Annotated in this window: 18 protein-coding genes; 12 read left to right on the forward strand and 6 right to left on the reverse strand. The window is 65.4% G+C overall.

Features of this window, described 5'->3' with window-relative positions; genetic code table 11:
- Positions 1-368 precede the first annotated feature (368 nt).
- From ybeY to BM125_RS07640, 3 genes are read right to left on the reverse strand one after another with little or no spacing between them, the layout of a single operon-like run.
- The gene (gene ybeY, locus BM125_RS07630) at positions 369-836 is read right to left on the reverse strand and encodes an rRNA maturation RNase YbeY (protein ID WP_092406579.1); all 468 of its coding nucleotides are present in this window, start codon (positions 834-836) and stop codon (positions 369-371) included.
- Positions 837-843: 7 nt separating this feature from the next.
- The gene (locus BM125_RS07635; RefSeq protein ID WP_092406581.1) at positions 844-1,707 is read right to left on the reverse strand and encodes an SMP-30/gluconolactonase/LRE family protein; all 864 of its coding nucleotides are present in this window, start codon (positions 1,705-1,707) and stop codon (positions 844-846) included.
- Complete coding sequence (locus tag BM125_RS07640; RefSeq protein ID WP_092406583.1) at positions 1,704-2,699, reverse strand: PhoH family protein; 996 nt, start codon at positions 2,697-2,699, stop codon at positions 1,704-1,706. Before BM125_RS07640 ends, BM125_RS07635 begins: the two co-directional genes overlap by 4 nt.
- Positions 2,700-2,793: 94 nt before the next feature.
- On the opposite strand from BM125_RS07640, the gene BM125_RS07645 reads away from it, so the two are divergent.
- The gene (locus tag BM125_RS07645; RefSeq protein ID WP_092406585.1) at positions 2,794-3,351 is read left to right on the forward strand and encodes a 2'-5' RNA ligase family protein; all 558 of its coding nucleotides are present in this window, start codon (positions 2,794-2,796) and stop codon (positions 3,349-3,351) included.
- 30 nt (positions 3,352-3,381) lie between these two features.
- Here BM125_RS07645 and BM125_RS07650 read toward each other — a convergent pair whose 3' ends face one another.
- Both BM125_RS07650 and BM125_RS07655 read right to left on the reverse strand, forming a co-directional pair.
- Complete coding sequence (locus tag BM125_RS07650) at positions 3,382-4,674, reverse strand: lipoprotein N-acyltransferase Lnb domain-containing protein (protein ID WP_092406587.1); 1,293 nt, start codon at positions 4,672-4,674, stop codon at positions 3,382-3,384.
- Positions 4,671-5,510, reverse strand: a complete 840-nt coding sequence (locus tag BM125_RS07655; RefSeq protein ID WP_092406589.1) for a CorC family transporter — start codon at positions 5,508-5,510, stop codon at positions 4,671-4,673. The genes BM125_RS07650 and BM125_RS07655 overlap by 4 nt, the downstream gene beginning before the upstream one ends.
- A 224-nt stretch (positions 5,511-5,734) precedes the next feature.
- On the opposite strand from BM125_RS07655, the gene rplU reads away from it, so the two are divergent.
- The 3 genes from rplU to cgtA all read left to right on the forward strand — a co-directional run bounded on the left by rplU (position 5,735) and on the right by cgtA (position 7,650).
- Positions 5,735-6,076 (forward strand): 50S ribosomal protein L21, encoded by a 342-nt coding sequence (gene rplU, locus BM125_RS07660; protein ID WP_092406591.1) that lies wholly within the window; start codon positions 5,735-5,737, stop codon positions 6,074-6,076.
- Between the two features lie 3 nt (positions 6,077-6,079).
- Complete coding sequence (gene rpmA / locus BM125_RS07665) at positions 6,080-6,346, forward strand: 50S ribosomal protein L27 (protein WP_092406593.1); 267 nt, start codon at positions 6,080-6,082, stop codon at positions 6,344-6,346.
- 251 nt (positions 6,347-6,597) lie between these two features.
- Positions 6,598-7,650: an Obg family GTPase CgtA gene (cgtA, locus tag BM125_RS07670; protein ID WP_092406595.1), complete on the forward strand. Its 1,053-nt coding sequence runs from the start codon at positions 6,598-6,600 to the stop codon at positions 7,648-7,650.
- A gap of 144 nt (positions 7,651-7,794) precedes the next feature.
- Here cgtA and rpsT read toward each other — a convergent pair whose 3' ends face one another.
- Entirely contained in the window at positions 7,795-8,058 is a 264-nt protein-coding gene (rpsT, locus tag BM125_RS07675) for a 30S ribosomal protein S20 (protein WP_092406597.1), read from the reverse strand.
- Between the two features lie 80 nt (positions 8,059-8,138).
- Here rpsT and murJ point away from each other — a divergent pair, with 80 nt between their 5' ends.
- The 8 genes from murJ (at position 8,139) to BM125_RS07715 (ending at position 18,151) form a co-directional block, all read left to right on the forward strand.
- The gene (gene murJ, locus BM125_RS07680; RefSeq protein WP_092406599.1) at positions 8,139-9,746 is read left to right on the forward strand and encodes a murein biosynthesis integral membrane protein MurJ; all 1,608 of its coding nucleotides are present in this window, start codon (positions 8,139-8,141) and stop codon (positions 9,744-9,746) included.
- Between the two features lie 340 nt (positions 9,747-10,086).
- The gene (locus BM125_RS07685; RefSeq protein WP_092406601.1) at positions 10,087-11,088 is read left to right on the forward strand and encodes a bifunctional riboflavin kinase/FAD synthetase; all 1,002 of its coding nucleotides are present in this window, start codon (positions 10,087-10,089) and stop codon (positions 11,086-11,088) included.
- A 47-nt stretch (positions 11,089-11,135) separates the two neighbouring features.
- Entirely contained in the window at positions 11,136-14,054 is a 2,919-nt protein-coding gene (gene ileS / locus BM125_RS07690) for an isoleucine--tRNA ligase (protein WP_342741291.1), read from the forward strand.
- A gap of 105 nt (positions 14,055-14,159) precedes the next feature.
- Entirely contained in the window at positions 14,160-14,654 is a 495-nt protein-coding gene (gene lspA / locus BM125_RS07695) for a signal peptidase II (protein ID WP_092406606.1), read from the forward strand.
- A gap of 8 nt (positions 14,655-14,662) precedes the next feature.
- The gene (ispH, locus tag BM125_RS07700; RefSeq protein WP_092406644.1) at positions 14,663-15,610 is read left to right on the forward strand and encodes a 4-hydroxy-3-methylbut-2-enyl diphosphate reductase; all 948 of its coding nucleotides are present in this window, start codon (positions 14,663-14,665) and stop codon (positions 15,608-15,610) included.
- Between the two features lie 169 nt (positions 15,611-15,779).
- Positions 15,780-16,367 carry a GspH/FimT family pseudopilin gene (locus tag BM125_RS20405; protein ID WP_217647824.1) on the forward strand — a complete coding sequence of 196 codons (588 nt, stop codon included), beginning with the start codon at positions 15,780-15,782 and terminating at the stop codon, positions 16,365-16,367.
- A complete protein-coding gene (gene pilV, locus BM125_RS07710; RefSeq protein WP_092406608.1) occupies positions 16,364-16,915 on the forward strand; it encodes a type IV pilus modification protein PilV in 552 nt (183 codons plus the stop codon). Before BM125_RS20405 ends, pilV begins: the two co-directional genes overlap by 4 nt.
- 9 nt (positions 16,916-16,924) lie before the next feature.
- A complete protein-coding gene (locus BM125_RS07715; protein ID WP_092406609.1) occupies positions 16,925-18,151 on the forward strand; it encodes a PilW family protein in 1,227 nt (408 codons plus the stop codon).
- Positions 18,152-18,155 lie beyond the last annotated feature (4 nt).

Genomic DNA, 18,155 nt, shown 5'->3' on the forward strand with positions numbered 1-18,155 from the left:
TCGCGGAGCGCTGACGAAGACAGATTGGCCGTCTTTCGAGTCAGTGCAACGAAGAGCTGCGCGCAGGAAGGCGTCGCCCAACGGATTGGATTGGAAGTCAAAAGGTGGTGTTCACAAGGTCCGCCAGCCGCACCGCGCGGCTCGTCAAGGCAACCAGCTTTCACTTCGGCAAGCAGCATTCCTGGCGAACCCTATGAACGCCATGACGAGTGCGTCACTTGTTCAGAGGCCCGCTATAGGCACCGGCGGGCCCCCAATTCATCCCTCGCCACACGCTCGAGATGTCCGCAGGGTGGGCCTCTATGAGGCCCGAGCCTTCCCGTTTAGCGATTTCCCCGGGCCATTCAAGTTGGCCCTGCACTCGCGGCTTACGCGCTGCGATAGGGATCGGCAATCCCGATGCCTGCGAGAACGCGTCGCTCGAGCGCTTCCATGCGTTCGGCATCGCTGTCGTTCTCGTGGTCGTAACCGAGCAGGTGCAGGGTGCCGTGGACAGTCATGTGCGCGTAGTGGTCACGCAGGCGTTTGCCCTGCTCGGCGGCCTCGCGGGTGACGACCGGGGCGCAGATGACGAGGTCGCCGAGCAGCGGGAGTTTCATTCCCGCCGGCAGTTCGGCCGGGAACGACAGCACGTTGGTCGCGTAGTCTCGCCGGCGATAGTCTCGATTGAGCTCGCGGCCCTCGTGCGCATCGACGATGCGGATCGAGAGTTCGCTGTCGCGGCGGCGGTTCGCGGCGCGCAGGGCCGCCTCGGCCCACCAGGCGAAGCTCGCCTGCAGCGGAATGCCCTTGCGAGGGAGTCCAGCGGATCGCGACAGGTGCAGGGTCAGGGTCATGCCCGGTTCAACGCTCGAAATCGCTGGCAAACAGGGCCGGCTCGCAGCCGCTGGCATGGAAACTGACCGAATCGCTGCCCGATTCCGGCACGGCGATCTCGGCGCTGACCCAGTCGTAGTCGATGTCGGCCGGACTCGAGAGATCGTCGACGATCGCCACGGCCGGCGTATTCAGCTGGAACGGCGGATTGAAACGGCGCAGGCAGCCGCCCGAGGTGCAGCCGCTCCAGGCCGATACGATGAGGGCGCCATGGCAGTCCAGGGCGATGCCATCGAGATTGTCGAGCGTGGTCTCGATCAGGGTGGCCGGAGTCGCACCCGGGCTCAGGTCGAGGCCAAGAACCTTGGCATTGCCGCCCCACGTGGCGATCAGCAGGCGATTGCCGCGCCCGTCGTAGGCGAGGCCGTTCGGCGTCTCCGTGCCGGTCGACACGGGCGCGGACTGGACCGGCAGGCCGGGATCGGAGACATCGATCGAATAGATCGAATGTGCGCTGAAATCGCTGACGTACAGCGTATCGACGCCGTTCGAGGTGATGCCGTTGAGGAATCCCGCACCGCTGAGCGGCAGGTCCATGACCGGCGCGGCGCTGTCGATGTCATAGCCCTTGACGTGGCCCGAATCGACTACGTACAGCGTGCCGGCGAGCAGTTCGATGCCATACGGCGCGGTCGGCGCGGCGGTGAAGAGACCCAGCGTGCCGGCCGCGTTGCGTACCTGGATGTCGCCGTTGTAGATGTTGCTGATCAGCGTGCGGTCGAGGCGCGCGTGGTACTCGATGCTTTCGGGCCCGCTCAGCGACTGGGCAAGTGCAACTGCCGAGACGAGAGCGCCGGGAATGCCGGCCATGAACGCGCGCCACGCGATCATTTCGAGCCGTCGCCCCGGGACTTTTCGAGATCGTCCTCGCGCGCCTCGTAGGCGCGCACGATGCGCTGCACGAGCGGGTGGCGGACGACGTCCTTGGAATTGAAGAAGGTGAAGCTGATGCCATCCACGTTCCGCAATACGTCGGTGGCGTCGCGCAGCCCGGACTTCAGGTGGCGCGGCAGGTCGGTCTGGGTGACGTCGCCGGTGATCACGGCGACCGAGCCGAAGCCGATGCGGGTCAGGAACATCTTCATCTGCTCGATCGTCGTGTTCTGTGCCTCGTCGAGGATCACGAAGGAATCGTTGAGCGTGCGCCCGCGCATGTAGGCGAGCGGGGCGATCTCGATGACGTTGCGCTCGACGAGCTTGGTCACGCGTTCGATGCCGAGCATTTCGTAGAGCGCATCATAGAGCGGACGCAGGTAGGGATCGACCTTCTGGGTCAGGTCGCCGGGCAGGAAGCCGAGTTTCTCACCGGCTTCGACCGCAGGACGCACCAGGATCAGTCTTTGCGCACGGTTGTCGTTGAGCGCGTCGACAGCCATGGCCACGGCCAGGTAGGTCTTGCCGGTACCGGCCGGACCGATGCCGAAGTTGATGTCGTGCGTGGCGATCGCATGCAGGTAGCGCGCCTGGTTCGGACCGCGGCCCTTGATCGTGCCGCGCTTGACCTTGATGCTGACTTCCTGCACGCCCTCGGCCATCTCCTCGGCGATCGCCTCGATGCCGGACTCCTGCAGGTGCAGGTTGATCTGCGCGGCGGTCAGGACCTCCGATTCGGTCATCGCGTAGAGCCGGTGCAGGACCCGGCTGGCCAGTTGCACCGGCCGCTCGTCGCCGATCACGCGGAATACGTTGCCGCGATTGGCGATCTCGACGCCGAGACGCATCTCGATCTGGCGCAGGTGCTCGTCGAACGGACCGACCAGGTTGGACAGGCGCTCGCCGTCGTCGGGAGCGAGGGTAAAATCGTTCTTGACTGGCTCATTCATAGGCGCGCGAGGGTAGCGCGCGGCCGCCATTGAAGCCAGCGGATTCGATCCGCACGCGGCCCGGCCCCGTTCAGGTCGATAGGGAGAACGCAGGATGCACACGTACTTCTTTGCCCTTTTCCCGGACGCGGCGACGCGCGGCAGGATCGCCGGGGCAGCGGCTTCGGTGCAGCAACGCTGCCGGCTGCGGGGCCACCTGGTCGATCCCGCGCGGCTCCATCTGACCCTGCACTTCATCGGCCGCTTTGACGCCGCGCAAGCGCAACTCGAGGGCAGGGCGAGGGGTGTCGGCGCCTTGACGGCGACGGAGACGGCGCCGCTCGCATTCGTCCTCGACCACGCCTTCAGCTTTGCCCGGCCTCGCGGCAAGGCGCCCTGTGTATTCGGTGTGGGCGACGGAGCGGCACGGCTGAAGGAACTGGCGGCCCGACTTGAAGTTGCGATGGCGACGCGGGTGGCGGACGATGCTGCCCGCCCATTCCGGCCGCACGTGACCTGGCTCTACAGCGCCGACCGGATCGACGCGGTGCAACCGACGGCACCGATTGCCTGGTGCGCACGGACGCTGTCGCTCGCTCACGGCATCTCGGGCGAGCCTGCCTACCGCATCCTCGCCAGCTGGCCACTTCCGGTAGACAGCGAAATCCCATGAGCCCGCGGCGGCCGATCGGTCCGCGGGCGATCAGGGGCTGGCGCGTTCGACGTTCCCGGCCACGGCGGCGTCGCTCATTGCGCGTCGGACCTGGAGGTTGCGGGCCAGCACCAGGTGCGCCGGCAGCAGAAGCAGGATCCACGGCAGATTGGCCTGCGGAAAGGTCGACAGGATCTTGCTGAACAGGGCGAACGCGGCGAGCACGGCGACGATTGCGGCAATACGCAGCGCCGTCTTCGACGGTGCCCAGTCGCGGCGGGCCGAACGCCACCAGGTCGGCAGGAGCAGCAGGCAGAGCGGGCTGAAGACGAGCAGGTTCTCGTTGCGCCAGGCCGATTCGTGCGCGGTGAAGAACCAGAGCCCGAGCATGACCAGGCCGAAGGTCCCGCAGAACAGCGAAAACAGGCTGGCGATGACGGCCAGGCTGGTCCGCGCCCAGGCCTGCCGGCGTTGCGCGCCAAGCAGCAGGAGCGCGACGGCAAAGCCAAGGCCAATGCCGAAAAATGGCCAGCGCAGATCCGGCGGCAGGACCGGCGGGGGCGGCAAGCGCGATTCGGCCAGCACCTGTTCACCGATCACCAGCGGGACCGGCTGGCCCTGGGCATCCGTGGTCGACATCTCGCGCAAATGGGCCATCAGCTGCATCGGCACGAAGCTGTCCTTCCAGAACGACAGGCGCTGGTCGGCATAAGGCCCGAGGCCGATATCGATCACCCCCATCAGCAGCGGGTCCGGGCGGGTCAGCGCATCGGCCAGCAGGCGGTAGGTGAACCCGCGCGAGGGCGAGGTCATCTGCAGGCGCAAAGTGCCGCCGAGGACGTGGTCGAGGGCGTCGCGGACCTTGGTCGAACAGTTCGAGGTGAAGTAGTCGTAGCGGTAGTGGCGGTTTTCCGGGCGCAGGTTGGTTTCAAGATAGTCCTGCAAAGCCCGCGCCTGTACCGCGGTGAAGCGCAGTCTCTGCTCCACCACCGAGCGGCCTGTCGAAATGTAGTAGGCGATGTCGTCGTCGGCATCCTCGGCGGCGATCTGGTAGCTCATGCGCCCGCGCAGGAAATTGAGGAAGAAGTCTGCTTCCTCGAAATCGAAGATGCCGTAGTTGTAGCTGATCGCTGTGCCGCTGGCCGGATCGCGGATGACGATGGCATTGTGGCCGAAGCGTTCCCAGTAGATGTCGCCGGGGCCGAAGGTGAGCAGGCTGACTTGAAGAGTCGCCGCCGGTTCGCCATCAGCCCAGACCGGACTTGCGCCGCAGCCGAAGGCGACGACAAGAGCCAGCCAGAGCAGCAACGCACGCGGCCCGCAGCGCCAGCGTCGGGCCCTCATGCTTCCTGGATCCGGACGGCGAATTGCTGCACGCGCCGGCTGTCGCCCTTGGTCACGCGGAACAGGAAGCCGGCCAGCTTGATTTCCTCGCCCGGTTGCGGGACGTGGCCGAACTCGGCCGTGAGCATGGCGCCGATGGTGTCGTAGTCCTCGACCGGAAAGCGCGACTCGAAACGATCGTTGAAATGGTCGATCGAGGTCATCGCATTGACCAGGAAGCGCCCATCGGTCTGCGGCTGGATCAGGTTGGGGGTCTCTTCCTCGTCGTGTTCGTCGTCGATGTCGCCGACGATCTGCTCGAGCACGTCCTCGATCGTGACGAGGCCGCCGACGCCGCCGTATTCGTCGACAACAATGGCCATGTGGTGGTGCGAGAGGCGGAATTCCTTGAGCAGGATGTTCAGGCGCTTGGCTTCGGGAATCAGGGCGACCGGGCGCAGCAGCGGGCGGATGTCGTTGGCGCCTTTCTCGGCGAAACAGCGCAGCAAGTCCTTGGCCAGCAGGATGCCGATGATCTCGTCGCGATCCGCGCCATGCACGGGAAAGCGCGAATGGCCGGATTCGATGACGAGGTCGAGCACCGACTCGAAGCTCGAATCGGCGGCGATCGAGACCATTTCCGAGCGCGGCACCATGATGTCGCCGACGGTCAGGTCGGTGACCTTGATCGCGCCTTCGATCATGGAAAGGGTATCGTTCGACAGCAGGCCGTTGGCCTGGGCGAGACGCAGTTCCTCGATCAGTTCCTCGCGACTGCTGACTTCGCCGGATAACGCGTGGGTCAGGCGTCCAAACCACGAACGCTGTGCGTTGCTACTGGGGGGTTCCTCGCTCATTTTCCGTTAACGCATGCCCGAACGGGCGGAACGGCGCAGTGTAGCAAATGCGCATTACAGGTCGAATGCGGTCCCTGCGAGCCGTTTCAGGGAGCCGGGGGTGTGCCGCCGGGTTTGACCTGGAGCGGCCAAGCCGCTAACATCGCGCGCCCCTTTTCCGACCTTGGCCCTGTCCAGGCGGGATCGGAGGCCGCTTCCAGAATAACTACATAGGCAAATCAAGCATGTACGCAGTCGTTCTCATATCCGGTAAGCAGTACCGGGTCGCCCAGGGTGAAACCCTGCGCGTCGAAAAGCTGGTCGGCGACGTCGACAGCACGGTCGATTTCGACCAGGTGCTGATGGTCGGCTCCGGCGAAGGGGTCAGCATTGGCGCCCCGCACGTCGATGGCGCCACCGTTGGCGCGAAGATCAAGTCGCATGGCCGTGCCGACAAGATCCGCATCATCAAGTTCCGCCGCCGCAAGCACCACATGAAGCAGCAGGGCCACCGGCAGCACTACACCGAGATCGAAATCACCGGCATCAACGCCGGCTCGGCCAAGAAGAAGGCGACCAAGGAGTAAGTCATGGCACACAAGAAAGCAGGCGGTTCAACCCGCAACGGTCGCGACTCGAATCCGAAATACCTCGGTGTGAAGTTGTATGGCGGCCAGGCATGCAATGCCGGCAACATCATCATCCGCCAGCGCGGCACCCGCTTCCGTCCGGGTACCGGCGTCGGCCTGGGCCGTGACCACACGATCTTCGCGATCGTCGACGGCGTGGTCGAGTTCAAGACCAAGGGCGCCGACAAGCGCAAGACGGTCAGCGTGGTCCCCACCGCGACCCACTGACATCGTTTTGCCCGCGTCGTGACAGAGCCCCGCCCTGTGCGGGGCTTTTCATTTGCCCATTCAATCCGGTGTAGGAGCGGCTTCAGCCGCGATGCTCCTGCACGTGATGTCCAGATTGGAGAGGCATCGCGGCTGAAGCCGCTCCTACGGAAGCGCGCGCTGTTTGCTGTACGCTTTTCCGAATCCCCAATCCCGAATCCCGATATTTCTCTCCGCTCCCCATTCCCCATTCCCCATTCCCGGCCCTAGCCATGCAATTCGTCGACGAAGCCACCATTCGCGTTCAAGCCGGCAACGGCGGCAACGGCTGCGTCAGTTTCCGGCGCGAGAAATTCATCCCGTTCGGCGGCCCGGACGGCGGCGACGGGGCCGAAGGCGGCAGCGTCTGGCTGGTCGCCGACGAGGGCCTCAATACCCTGGTCGATTTCCGCCACCAGCGCATGTTCCGTGCCGAGCGCGGCGAAAATGGCATGAGCCGCCAGATGGCCGGCAAGGGTGGCAGCGATACGACCATCCGCGTTCCGGTCGGCACCGTGGTTTCGAACGTCGAGACCGACGAGCAGATCGGCGACCTGACCGAACACGGCCAGCGCCTGCTGGTTGCCCAGGGCGGGCGCGGCGGCCAGGGCAACATCCATTTCAAGAGTTCGACCAATCGCTCGCCGCGCAAGGCCACCCAGGGCACGCCGGGCGAAGAGCGCGAACTGCGCCTCGAGCTCAAGGTGCTGGCTGACGTCGGCATGCTCGGCTTCCCGAATGCCGGCAAATCGACCTTCATCCGGGCCGTGTCGGCGGCGACGCCGAAAGTGGCCGACTATCCGTTCACGACCCTGCAACCGCATCTCGGCGTGGTGCGCATCGAGACCGACAAGAGCTTCGTGATCGCCGACATCCCGGGCCTGATCGAGGGCGCAGCCGACGGTGCCGGGCTCGGCGTGCAGTTTCTGAAGCACGTCGCGCGCACGCGCCTGCTGCTGCACATGGTCGATATCGCGCCAATGGATGGCGAGACTGATCCAGTCGAGCAGATCCGCGTCATCGAGAACGAGCTCAAGGGCTTCGATCCCGAGTTGCTCAAGCGCGAACGCTGGCTGGTCTTCAACAAGATCGACCTGATCGCGGCCGACGAGCGCGAGAAAGTCGCCAAGGCGATCGTCAGGAAGCTCAAGTGGACGGGGCCGTGGTACCTGGTGTCCGCAATCGCGCGCGAGAACACCTGGCCGATCTGCCTCGATATCCAGCGCTTCTTCGACGAGCAGCGTCGAGATGCCGCCGAGGCTGCGGCTGCGACCGGTCAGGGCTGAAACGTGCCGGAAGCAAGCAAACCGGCCGTGCGCGTCGGGTCATCGGTAGCCAGCGTCAGCCATCGCAGGCGGCGCGCCCCGCGGGTCAGCCAAACAAAAAAGCCGGCTTGCGCCGGCTTTCTGCGTCAAGCAGCGGCGAAGGGCTCAGCCCAGCGCGCGGATGCTCGCATTCAGGCGGCTCTTGTGGCGGGCTGCCTTGTTCTTGTGGATCAGGCCACGGGCGGCGTAACGATCGACGATCGGCGTGGCGCTCTTGAAGGCAGCTTCGGCGCCAGCCTTGTCCTTCGCGTCAATCGCCTTGATCACTTTCTTGATCGCAGTGCGGACCATGGAACGGGCGCTGACGTTGCGCTGGCGAGCCTTTTCGGACTGGCGCGCACGCTTCTTCGCGGACTTGATGTTGGCCAAGGTAAAACTCCAAAAGCGGGGGGCGGAAAAAGGGGCGGAATTATGCCGATGCAGCCGGTCAGAGTCAAACGGTGGCTGCAGTGAAGCCGCCGGGCATGCTTCGCTCGATGCTGACCTTCAGCGGCGGCACCTTCGTTTCGCGCATCCTCGGCCTGGTCCGCGAAATGGCCATCGCCTGGGCGTTCGGCGCCAACGCGACCACGGATGCGTTCTGGGTGGCCTTCCGCATTCCGAACTTCATGCGTCGCCTGTTCGCCGAGGGCTCGTTCTCGGTGGCTTTCGTGCCGGTCATGACCGAGTTCAAGGAAACCCGTTCGCATGCCGAACTGAAGGAACTGGTGTCGCGCACCGCAGGTACCCTGGGCCTGATCCTGCTCGTGGTGACCGCGCTCGGCGTCCTCGGCGCGGCCTGGGTGACGCGCGGATTCGCGCCCGGCTCGATCGACGAACCGCTCAAATTTGCCCTGACCACCGACCTGTTGCGCCTGACCTTTCCGTTCCTGCTGTTCGTGTCGCTGACCGCGCTCGCGGGCGGAATCCTCAACAGTTTCAACAAGTTCGCGCTTCCCGCGCTGACCCCGGTCATCCTCAACATCTGCCTGATCGCCGGCGCGCTGTGGCTTGCGCCCTTGCTCGAGGTGCCGATCATGGCGCTGGGCTGGGCGATCCTGGCCGCCGGCATCCTCCAGCTCGTGGTCCAGTTCCCGGCCCTGCGCAGACTCGACCTGCTGACCCTGCCGCGCTGGGGCTGGCGCCATGAAGGCGTGCGCCGGATCCTGCGCCTGATGGTGCCGACCCTGTTCGGTTCCTCGGTGGCCCAGATCAACCTGCTGCTCGATACCCTGATCGCCTCGTTCCTGATCACCGGCTCGCAGACCTGGCTGGCCCAGAGCGACCGCCTGCTCGAGTTTCCGCTCGGCATCTTCGGCGTCGCCCTGGGCACGGTGATCCTGCCGACCCTGTCCCGTCACCACGTCTCGACCGACCGCGAGGGCTTCTCGAAGGCGCTCGACTGGGGCCTGCGCACGACCCTGCTGATCGCCGTCCCAGCCATGCTGGCCCTCGTCCTGCTGGCCAAGCCGATCCTGTTCACCTTGTTCCAGCACGGCGCCTTCACCGCCCGCGACGTCGAGATGGCCTCGCTGTCGCTGTCGGCGCTGGCCCTCGGCCTGCCGGCCTTCGCCCTGGTCAAGGTGGTCGCGCCGGCCTTCTATGCCCGCCAGGACACGAAGACGCCAGTACGCGCCGGCATCATCGCGATGGTCGCGAGCATGCTGCTCAATGTCCTGTTCATCGGCCTGCTGCTGGTTCTCTGGCAGGTTCCGGAAACCGCGGCGGCTTCGTGGTGGTCGCGTCTGTCGACCGTGCCGGGCCTGCACATGGGCCTGGCCCTGGCCAGCGCGAGCGCGAGCTATGTGAATCTGGGCCTGCTCTGGCGGGCCCTGCGCCGCGATGGCGTGTTCGCGGCCGAGCCGGGATGGATAGCGCATTGGGCGCGCCTCGCGGGCGCCTGCCTGGTCATGGTCGCCGTGCTCTGGGCCGGGCTGGCACTTTGGCCAGACTGGGATGACCTGCACGTTGCATCGCGGGTCCTGCGTCTTGGCGGATTGATTGCCGCGGGCGGGTTTGCCTTCGTGGTCGCCCTGTTCGCTTCTGGCTTTCGCTTGCGCAACTTGCGAGCGCCCTAGGTGCGACTTGTTGAGAGCCTCCCTGGCAATGATCCGCGCCGAAACCGACGCCGTGGTCGCGGTGCCGGTGTGCAAAAAGGCTTCGCGCCTGAAGGCGCTCCTACGGAACAGGCGGGGACCGCTTGTGGATGCAGGTTCGCGCTGGCTGGCGAATGCCATCGTAGGAGCGCCTTCAGGCGCGATGCTTTTGCCAGCACTGGCGAAGAGCGTAGCGTCTGAAGCCTGTCCTGAGCGTGTCGAAGGGGACGTTCCGGCGGGGGCGATGGCTGGCGCGGGCGGTGACGGTCGGCCCCGCGTTGCCGCTTCGGCGTTGGACCGGGCCAGCCGCTATACTGGACCGATGTTCCGGCTTTGTCGCGATAGCCTGGGCGCCTGTCTGGCGCCGCGAGGCAGTGTTGTCTGTATCGGTGCTTTCGATGGCGTCCACCGCGGCCATCGCGCGCTGCTGGCGCGTGTGCGCGAGCGCGCCGAAGCGCTGGGCCTCGAGGCGGCCGCGATCAGCTTCGAGCCGATTCCGCGCGAATACTTCGCCCGCTCGACCCCGGTGCCGCGGCTCGACAACGTGCGCGGCAAGATCCAGCAGGTCCGCGCCGCCGGCATGGATCGTCTGCTGCTGATGCGCTTCAACGCCGCGCTGGCATCGATGCAGGCCGAGGCCTTCGTCGAGCAGGTGCTGGTCGGACGGCTTGCGGTCCGGGAGGTCTGGGTCGGCGCCGATTTCCGCTTTGGGCACGCCCGGCGCGGCGACGTGGACCTGTTGCAGGCCATGGGCGAACGCCTGGGATTCCGCGCCGAAGTGTTTGCCGAGTTCACCATCGACCAGGCGCGCGTACGCAGCAGCGCGATCCGCGAATTGCTCGGCTGCGGCGACTTCGATGCCGCCGAGCACATGCTCGGGCGGCGCTTCATGATCGGCGGCCATGTGGTGCGCGGACAGCAGCTGGGCCGCAAACTCGGCTTTCCGACCGCCAATATCCGGCTCGGTCGGCGCACTTCACCGATCACCGGCATCTTTGCCGTGCGCGTGCATGGCGTCGAGCCGTTCGCGTTGCCGGGCGTGGCCAGCCTCGGCGTGCGCCCGACGGTCAACGGAACCGAGCCCTTGCTCGAGGCCCACCTGTTCGATTTCGATGATGACCTCTATGGCAGGCGCCTCGATGTCGAATTCGTCGCCAAGCTGCGCGACGAGGAGAAGTTCGACGATCTCGATGCGATGGTCGAACGGATGAATATCGATGCGGCCGAGGCGCGTGCCATCCTGGCCCTGTCCGGATCCGATCGATCCCAACCAGCGACTGCCGAAGGCGGTCGCACCCGAACCAGCGCCGGAGCGACCGCGTGAGCAAGGACTACAAGAGCACGATCAACCTGCCGAAGACCGACTTCGCGATGAAGGCGAACCTGGCGGCGCGCGAACCGGCGATTCTCGCCGACTGGTATGCGAAGCGGCGCTACGAGGAAATCCAGGAACGCACGGCGGCGCGCCCGCACGCATTCGTCCTGCACGACGGCCCGCCTTATGCCAATGGCGTGATCCACATCGGCCACGCGGTCAACAAGGTGCTCAAGGACATCGTCGTCAAGTCGAAGCTGCTGGCCGGCTTCCGCTCGCCCTATGTGCCGGGCTGGGACTGCCACGGCCTGCCGATCGAGATCGCCGTCGAGAAGGAATTCGGCAAGGTCGGGCAGAAGCTCGATGCTGCCGAATTCCGCCAGAAGTGCCGCGAATACGCGACGAAGCAGATCGACTTGCAGCGCGCCGACTTCAAGCGCCTCGGCGTGCTCGGCGACTGGGACCATCCGTACCGCACCATGGACGCGAAATTCGAAGCCGACATGCTGCGCGCCCTGGCGAAGATCTATGCCAATGGCCACGTCACGCGCGGCTTCAAGCCCGTGCACTGGTGCTTCGACTGCGGCTCGGCGCTGGCCGAGGCCGAGATCGAATATGCCGACAAGGTCTCGCCGGCGGTCGATGTCGCCTACGACGCGATCGATCCGAAGGCGCTGGCGGCAAAGTTCGGGATCGAAGTCGACGACGACACGATCGTCGCCGTGCCGATCTGGACAACCACGCCGTGGACGTTGCCGGCCAGCCTGGCCGTGTCGCTGGGGCCGGACCTCGAATACGTGCTGGTCGAGGGGCCGGCGCGCAACGGACGGCGCCAGCTGCTCGTCATTGCCGAGGCGCTCGCCGAAAGGGCGTTGGCGCGCTACGGCGTTGATTCCGTGAGCGTGCTCGGGCGGGCCAAAGGCTCCGCGCTGCCATCCCTTCTCCCTGTCGGAGAAGGGGGCCGCAGGCCGGATGAGGGTACGGGCGGCACGGACATTTCATCGGCTGCCGCGCCCTCACCCCAACCCCTCTCCCGGGGGGAGAGGGGCTCGACCATGCTGCGTCACCCGTTCTACGAGCGCGAAATCCCGCTCCTGCTCGGCGACCACGTCACCGCCGAAGACGGTACCGGCGCCGTGCACACCGCGCCTGGCCATGGTGTCGAGGACTTTGCGGTTTCCACGGTCTACGGTCTGGTCGACAAGTACAGAGCCGCCGAGCTCAATCCGATCGGCGGCAACGGCGTCTACCTGCCCGGTACGCCCGTGGTCGAAGGCCAGTTCATCTGGAAGGCCAACGATACGATTGCCGAACTGCTGCGTGAAAACGGCCATCTGCTGGCCCACGCGAAGTTCGAACACAGCTACCCGCACTGCTGGCGGCACAAGACGCCAGTGGCATTCCGGGCCACGCCGCAGTGGTTCATCAGCATGGAGAAGGGAGGGCTGCGGGCGACCGCGCTGAAGGCGATCAAGGACGTGCGCTGGATCCCGTCCTGGGGCGAGGAGCGCATCACCGGCATGATTGCCGGGCGCCCCGACTGGTGCATCTCGCGCCAGCGTACCTGGGGTGTGCCGATCGCCCTGTTCGTCGACAAGGCCACCCAGTTGCCGCACCCGCGCAGCGGAGAATTGTTCGAGCAGGTCGCGCAGCGTGTCGAAAAGGACGGCATCGACGCCTGGTTCGCCCTCGATACGCGCGAGCTGCTCGGCGACGAGGCCGATCGCTACGAAAAGGTCACCGACGTGCTCGATGTCTGGTTTGATTCGGGGGTCACCCATTTCACCGTGATCGACCAGCGTCCCGAACTGGCGCCGAAGGCCGGCGACAAGGTCATGTATCTCGAAGGTTCCGACCAGCATCGCGGCTGGTTCCATTCCTCGCTGCTGACCTCCTCGGCGATGCACGGCCCCGCGCCGTACAACGAGGTGCTGACCCACGGCTTCGCGGTCGACCAGAACGGCCGCAAGATGTCCAAGTCGCTCGGCAACGTGGTCGCGCCACAGAAGGTCGTCGATTCGCTCGGTGCCGACGTACTGCGCCTGTGGGTCGCCTCGACCGACTACCGCAACGAGATGACCGTCTCCGACGAGATCCTCAAGCGCGTATCCGATGCCTATCGGCGCATCCGCAACACCGCGCGCTTCCTGCTCGGCAATCTGGACGGTTTCGACCCGGCGAAGCATCTCGTACCGGTCGGTGAATGCCTGCTGCTCGACCAGTGGGCCGTGCAGCAGGCGCATGACGTGCAGACCGCCGTGATCGCCGCCTACGAGCGCTACGATTTCCCCGAAATCGTCCAGCGCGTGCAGAACTTCTGCACCAACGAGATGGGCTCGCTGTACCTCGACATCACCAAGGATCGCCTGTACACGATGCCGACCGACAGCCGCGGCCGGCGCAGCGCGCAAACCGCGATGTTCCACATCCTCGAGGCACTGGTGCGCTGGCTGGCGCCGATCACGAGCTTCACCGCTGAGGAGATATGGCCGTTGCTGCCCGGCGCGCGGGGCGAATCGGTGCTGTTCGAGACCTGGTACGACGGCCTCGTTGCGCTGCAGGGTTCGGCCGAGCAGCGCAAATCCTGGAACGAGCTGCTGGCCATGCGCACGACCGCGTCCAAGGTGCTCGAAGGCAAGCGCGCCGCCGGCACCATCGGCGCCTCGCTGCAGGCCGAGGTCACCCTGCATGCCGATGCCTCGCTGCGCGAACGCCATGCCGAGGTCGCCGACGAGCTGCGCTTCCTGTTCATCACCTCGCAGTTGGAGCTTGCCGACGCGGCCGCCAAGCCGGCCGATGCCGTGCGCGTCGAAGGACTCGACGCCTGGGTCGCGGCCAGGCCGAGCGATGCGGCCAAGTGCGTGCGCTGTTGGCACTATCGGTCCGACGTCGGCAGTCATGCCGACGATCCCGAGCTTTGCGGCCGCTGCGTCGAGAACGTCAATGGCGCCGGTGAAGTCCGTCGCTGGTTCTGAACGCGCAGAATCCGGCCGTGTCCGCGACGGTGAATCGTCGCGGACACGGCCAGGTCAGCGTTTCCATCTGCTCCACCCATGCGTCGCGGCAACCATCGGTAACCCATGAACAACAGTCCCACCGCCCTGTCCTGGCTGCTGCTTTCGGTCGCCATTGTCATCGCCGACCAGCTCAGCAAGCTGGCCATCCTCGCCCATTTCCAGTTGCATGAAACGCTACCGCTGATCCCCGGCCTGCTGAACCTGACCCTGGCCTTCAACGACGGCGCGGCATTCAGCTTCCTGCAGAACGCGGGCGGCTGGCAACGCTGGTTCTTCACGGTCCTCGCCTTCGGTGTCAGCGCCGTACTCGTGGTCTGGCTCAGGCGCACGTCGCGTGGGGACTGGCGTACGGCGCTGCCGCTGTCCCTCGTGGTTGGCGGCGCGATCGGCAACGTCATCGACCGCGTGCGGCTCGGCCACGTGGTCGATTTCATCGATGTCCACTACGCCGGCTGGTCCTTCCCGGCCTTCAACGTCGCCGACTCGGCGATCAGCGTGGGCGCCGTCCTGCTGCTGTTTTTCGGTCTCTTCGGCAGCAAGGCGTCGGCTGCGCGATAATGGCCGGCATGCAAGTCCTACTCGCCAATCCCCGCGGCTTCTGCGCCGGCGTCGATCGAGCCATCGAGATCGTCGAGCGCGCGCTGGAAACCTTCGGTGCCCCGATCTACGTCCGCCACGAGGTCGTGCACAACCGCTTCGTCGTCGATTCGCTGCGCAACCGCGGCGCGGTCTTCGTCGACGAGCTCGACGAGGTCCCCGATGGGGCGACGGTGATCTTCAGTGCCCACGGCGTCTCGAAAGAGGTGCGCAAGGAGGCCGACCGACGCGGTCTGGCCGTGTTCGACGCCACCTGCCCATTGGTGACCAAGGTCCACATCGAGGTCGCCCGGCATGGCAAGGCGGGCAGGGACGTGGTCCTGATCGGCCATGCCGGCCATCCCGAAGTCGAAGGGACCATGGGCCAGTGGGATGCGAGAAACGTCGGCCGGATCTATCTGGTCGAGACCCCCGAGTGCGTGGCCGAGCTGAGGCCGGCGAATCCGGACAAGCTGGCCTACGTCAGCCAGACCACGCTGTCCGTGGACGACACCCGGGCCGTCATCGAAGCGTTGCGCCAGCACTTTCCGAAGGTGCTGGGGCCGCGGCACGACGATATCTGCTACGCCACCCAGAATCGCCAGGACGCGGTCCGTGAGCTCGGCCAGCAATGCGACATCGTCCTCGTGGTCGGATCGCCGAACAGCTCCAACTCGAACCGCCTGCGCGAACTGGCCGAAAAGCAGGGCGTATCCGCCTATCTGATCGACGGTGCCGACGACATCCGCCGCGAATGGCTGGACGGGCGCCAACGCATCGGCCTGACCGCCGGCGCTTCGGCGCCGGAAGGGCTGGTCAAGGATGTCATCGAACGCCTGCGCAGCTGGGGCGCCAGCGAAGTCCGGGAACTCGCCGGCAAGCCTGAAAACGTCACCTTCGCCCTGCCCAAGGGACTGCGCATCAACGTCGTCGCCTGAATCGGGCGGATCGGCCGCGTTGGCGCAAGCGGCATGGCCCCGCCCCCGCCCGCGGCCACCCCCTGCCGCTTATCCGGCAAATCCTACCTCGCACGAAAGCGGGCTTGCCGGGTCGACGCACGCCGCGTACGTTCATCGTCATAAGTCCGCTCCAGGACAAGGGGGATGCATGCCTGCTCGGCAAATTCGCTACAGCGTCGGTGATTCCGGTTCCCGTGGGGGGTTCGGGCTGGTCGAGTTGATGATCACGATCGCCATGGTCGCGGTCCTGACGGCGATCGCTCTTCCGAGCTACTCCTACATGATCCGGGGCAACCGCATCGTTACCCAGGCAAACGACTTGCTCAGCGCGTTCAACTACGCGCGCAACGAATCGATCACCCGCAGTCGGGGCGTAACGCTCTGTGCCGCGGATACCACGGCGGGAACCCCGGCCGGCTGCGGAGATGCAGGCGATTGGAGCAAGGGCTGGATGGCGTTCATTGACGACACTGCAGCGCCCACTGATCCGCCGCCGACCGCCGTCGATGCCGGCAGCGTACTGCGAACCTGGGTCGGCATTCCGCAGAACGTCTTGACCGTGGCTGACGACCAGGCCTTCATCCGCTTCAATCCCCGCGGCATGGCCAGTTCCAATCCGGATCCCGATGTCGTCTTTACCCTGAAACCGATCAGTGACTGCAGCAATCAGCAGCAACGCTCGATCGTCATCAATGCGCTCGGACGGTCGAGCTCAAGCAAGGTGAATTGCACATGAATCAGCCCTGTCTGCGCATGAATGGACGAGCAAGGACGCGAGGCTTCACCTTGCTGGAGGTCCTCATCGCGATGCTTGTCCTGAGTTTCGGTCTGCTTGGCCTGGCGGCGCTCCAGGCCTATTCGGTCAAGGCCAACCAGAGCGCGAACTTTCGCAGCCAGGCCACCGCGCTGGCCAACATGATGCTCGACAACATCCGCTCCAATCGCGAGCGGCTGGGCGACTACTACATCGATGACTATGAAGATGGCTTCGACTGCGGTTCGGATCCCGACGACTCCTCCGTCGGTGCCCATGACCTCAGTGTCTGGAGAATCCAGGTGAACTGCCAATTGCCCGAAGGGCGCGCCGCCGTGGCGCCGATCAGCGCGAACGAAGTAGCGGTGTGTATCCGCTGGAGCGATGAACGCTGGGAGACGGCGAGTGGAAATGCGGATGGCAAATGCACCGAGGATGCGGCCTCGTTCGGAGCGGGGCTCACCGCCGATGGGCCCGGCGCGGGCAGGGATGGGCAATTCAGTGTCTTCGTCGTTTCGAGTCGAATGTAGGCGGCCCTCATGACCATCAAGAAAACCACTGCATTCCCATCGTCCCTGGCGCAGGGGCAGTCAGGCGTCTCGCTGATCGAATTGATGATCGCCCTGGTGATCGCCGGGTTGCTCGCTCTCGGGCTGGTCCAGATATTCGGCGCCTCGAAGACAACTTCGGACATGCAGGAAGGTCTATCCCGCGTCCAGGAAAACGGCCGATTTGCGACCCAGTTCCTGCAGCGCCAACTACGCATGGTCGGGTTCATGGGCTGCGGCGCAGATACCGGGCGCGACACGCAGGCCACGTTTGTCAACCATCTTGCGACTTTTCCCGGTGACGCCGTTCCGGGTGGCAACAAGTTCCGGTTCCAGCGACAGATGGAGGCGTACACGCAGGGCACGATGACGGCGCCCACCGAACTGTCCGGATTGACCAACATGGTCGAAGGCAGCGATGTACTGATCCTGCGCATTTTCAGCGAGGAAAGCACACCGGTCGTCTCGATCAGCAAGACGGATAACGACCTGAGCCTGTACGTTGGCGAGCCAGATGCCCCGTTCCTGCCCGCGCCCGGAAACAATGTCCTGCTGGGCCTGCAGAATTGCCGCTCCGCGGACGTCTTTGTAGGCAGCTTGAGCGGGACGACGGCCGGTTCGTCCGTGGATGTCGCCGGCGCCTCGAACGGTAACGTCTACCTCGATCCCTCGGTCTCCAACTGCGGCACCGCACCGTGCCCCTGGGACTTCCGTATATCCAATGCGTTCCTCAATGCCAAGCCGCTCGTTGGCGACGCCAGCCTGAATGCCGAAGTGCATCGTGCCGAGTACTACGCGCTTTTCGTAAGGAGTGCGGTTCCGGGCGGTGTACCCTCGCTGTGGCTGCAGCGTTTCGATCGCGATGGGATCGATCTGCACGCGCCCGAGGAACTGGTCGAGGGCGTGGAAAACATGCAGTTGCGGTTCGGAGTCGATACCTCTGCAGACCCTGACGGCGCCATCGATGAGTATCGCAACGCCGAAGACGTCGTCGATGGAGAAGCGGACCCGGTCGCGCTCGATGACAACTGGAGGCGCGTGCTCAGTGTGCGGGTCGCCCTCCTGCTGCGCAGCCCGGCCCGGGCCGGAGTTCCGACCGGCAGCCGCACGTTCCGACTGATCGACACGGATGTGACTCCGCTCGAGACCAACGACGGGGCGATACGCGAGGTCTACGACACGACCATCGCCCTGCGCAATCGCCTGTTCAATTCCTGAGAAC

It is taken from the genome of Dokdonella immobilis (assembly GCF_900115085.1).
In the GTDB taxonomy this organism is placed as follows: Bacteria; Pseudomonadota; Gammaproteobacteria; order Xanthomonadales; family Rhodanobacteraceae; genus Dokdonella; species Dokdonella immobilis.

Bases quoted from the DNA above. Each gene is read 5' to 3' on its own strand.
- ybeY (WP_092406579.1), bottom strand. From the start codon at position 836: ATGACCCTGACCCTGCACCTGTCGCGATCCGCTGGACTCCCTCGCAAG.
- BM125_RS07635 (WP_092406581.1), bottom strand. From the start codon at position 1,707: ATGATCGCGTGGCGCGCGTTCATGGCCGGCATTCCCGGCGCTCTCGTC.
- BM125_RS07640 (WP_092406583.1), bottom strand. From the start codon at position 2,699: ATGAATGAGCCAGTCAAGAACGATTTTACCCTCGCTCCCGACGACGGC.
- BM125_RS07645 (WP_092406585.1), top strand. From the start codon at position 2,794: ATGCACACGTACTTCTTTGCCCTTTTCCCGGACGCGGCGACGCGCGGC.
- BM125_RS07650 (WP_092406587.1), bottom strand. From the start codon at position 4,674: ATGAGGGCCCGACGCTGGCGCTGCGGGCCGCGTGCGTTGCTGCTCTGG.
- BM125_RS07655 (WP_092406589.1), bottom strand. From the start codon at position 5,510: ATGAGCGAGGAACCCCCCAGTAGCAACGCACAGCGTTCGTGGTTTGGA.
- rplU (WP_092406591.1), top strand. From the start codon at position 5,735: ATGTACGCAGTCGTTCTCATATCCGGTAAGCAGTACCGGGTCGCCCAG.
- rpmA (WP_092406593.1), top strand. From the start codon at position 6,080: ATGGCACACAAGAAAGCAGGCGGTTCAACCCGCAACGGTCGCGACTCG.
- cgtA (WP_092406595.1), top strand. From the start codon at position 6,598: ATGCAATTCGTCGACGAAGCCACCATTCGCGTTCAAGCCGGCAACGGC.
- BM125_RS07685 (WP_092406601.1), top strand. From the start codon at position 10,087: ATGTTCCGGCTTTGTCGCGATAGCCTGGGCGCCTGTCTGGCGCCGCGA.
- ileS (WP_342741291.1), top strand. From the start codon at position 11,136: ATGAAGGCGAACCTGGCGGCGCGCGAACCGGCGATTCTCGCCGACTGG.
- lspA (WP_092406606.1), top strand. From the start codon at position 14,160: ATGAACAACAGTCCCACCGCCCTGTCCTGGCTGCTGCTTTCGGTCGCC.
- ispH (WP_092406644.1), top strand. From the start codon at position 14,663: ATGCAAGTCCTACTCGCCAATCCCCGCGGCTTCTGCGCCGGCGTCGAT.
- BM125_RS20405 (WP_217647824.1), top strand. From the start codon at position 15,780: ATGCCTGCTCGGCAAATTCGCTACAGCGTCGGTGATTCCGGTTCCCGT.
- pilV (WP_092406608.1), top strand. From the start codon at position 16,364: ATGAATCAGCCCTGTCTGCGCATGAATGGACGAGCAAGGACGCGAGGC.
- BM125_RS07715 (WP_092406609.1), top strand. From the start codon at position 16,925: ATGACCATCAAGAAAACCACTGCATTCCCATCGTCCCTGGCGCAGGGG.